We start from the raw sequence: 857 nt of genomic DNA, 5'->3' as shown, positions 1-857 counted from the left end.
TAGACCTCTTGCAAAAGTCCCAGATACGTGAGACAAGTAGGTTAGAGTTGGGTAGCATTTATCACCTATGACCAAGTAAAGAGCCTAAAACCAGAAGAGTTTAAACGCTTGTGTGGTGTACGCCCAGAGACTTTTAACCAGATGCTAGAGGACGGGCTTTCGCAACAGCGAACAAAACAAAAAACAGGACGGCCAGGTAAACTCAGTTTGGAAGACCAATTGTTGATGACATTGGAATATTGGAGAGAATACCGCACATACTTTCATATTGGTCAATCGTGGAGAGTAAACGAGTCTACAGCTTACCGAATTATCCGAAAAATAGAAGACACACTGACTAAATCCAGGACTTTCACTCTTCCAGGCAAGAAAAGACTGACAAATTCTGATTATCAGTTACAGGTAGTGATAGTTGACGTTACTGAAAGCCCGATTGAACGTCCTAAAAAAAACAAAAAAAGTTCTACAGTGGAAAAAAGAAACAGCATACATTGAAGTCTCAGGTAGTGGTAGACCAGGCGAATGGTAAAATCATCTGTACCGCTCATGGTAAGGGTAGAGAGCATGATTTTCGTATATTTAAAAATAGTAAACTTAGGTTGAGAGAAGACATAGAGTGCTTAGGAGATAAAGGTTATCAAGGTATTGATAAACTGCATAACAATAGTTGGATTCCTAAAAAAAAGCCCAGAGGAGGTAAGTTAAGTTATCAAGATAAAAAGAGTAATCAAGAATTAGCCAAAGTCAGAGTTTTAGGTGAGCATATAAATCGGAAACTCAAGGTTTTTAAAATTTTGTCCCTTACTTATAGAAATCGTCGAAAAAGATTTAGTTTAAGGTTTAATCTGATTGCTGCT

General features: G+C 37.8%; 1 protein-coding gene. It reads left to right on the top strand.

Going from position 1 to position 857, the window contains the following annotated elements; all coding sequences use genetic code 11:
* Positions 1–60: 60 nt before the first annotated feature.
* Positions 61–857 (top strand): IS5 family transposase gene (locus tag V7L12_RS21990; RefSeq protein ID WP_335087491.1). Its coding sequence is split into 2 segments (ribosomal slippage), with 798 coding nucleotides annotated over them: positions 61–445 and positions 445–857; the frame shifts between segments, so codons are not numbered across the junction. This gene is flagged as partial in the annotation.

Source organism: Nostoc sp. (assembly GCF_036918245.1).
Taxonomy (GTDB): Bacteria; Cyanobacteriota; Cyanobacteriia; order Cyanobacteriales; family Nostocaceae; genus Nostoc.
The sequence above is the reverse complement of the archived record's forward strand: the minus strand, read 5'-3'. Positions and strand labels throughout refer to the sequence as shown.